Source organism: Acinetobacter johnsonii (assembly GCF_048551975.1).
In the GTDB taxonomy this organism is placed as follows: domain Bacteria; phylum Pseudomonadota; class Gammaproteobacteria; order Pseudomonadales; family Moraxellaceae; genus Acinetobacter; species Acinetobacter johnsonii_A.
This window is the reverse complement of record NZ_JBIMCF010000078.1, coordinates 1-631: the sequence shown is the minus strand read 5'-3', so window position 1 is coordinate 631 and position 631 is coordinate 1. Positions and strand designations below refer to the sequence as shown.

At 33.4% G+C, this 631-nt stretch carries 1 pseudogene; it reads left to right on the top strand.

Going from position 1 to position 631, the window contains the following annotated elements:
• Positions 1 to 405: 405 nt before the first annotated feature.
• Positions 406 to 535: pseudogene (locus ACG9ZB_RS16690) on the top strand (IS1595 family transposase); the annotation flags it as partial.
• Positions 536 to 631 lie beyond the last annotated feature (96 nt).

Here is a 631-nt window from a genome sequence, read left to right as displayed (position 1 = left end):
AAGTTTAAATATGAACACCCCGAATCAGATGTATGAGCAAACTAAAACCGAGCTAATTGCTTAACTCGGTTTGAAGTGGAATACTGTCAATCTATTTAAGGACAAGACAAAGTGTTTATGGAGTTGTTAAATAGACAAGTAGAATAGTGTTCTTGCATAAGTCGTTTTTTGAACTGTATTGAAATCACAATGAAAGTTCCCTTTCCTTTTCAAAGGAGAGGGCTAGGGAGAGGATTTATATGAAGAATCATCCCTCATCCTGACGTTCTCACCAAGAGAAAAGTGACATTCAACACTCATTATATTGCCAATAAATGATCGTTTTTTTGACTTTTGCAATAGTTCTAATATTTATAAATAAAAAAAGGCTCTAGACTAGCAGAATAGATATGTTAGTCTAGAATCATGATAGAAAACAGTAAATTAAGTCACTATAAGATTAAAAAAAATTATTCAGTGCTTTTGCATTGATATTCCTGCTTCTAAAACAGCCTTATTGCTTAACTTGAACCGTAATACCATCAACTATTGGTATGATGTGTGCTGAAAAAACAGGAGGTTTTAACTTGGTAAACTAAACACACTCATCAGGAGTTTACCATGAGCAAGAAACACAAGACTTACACCACAG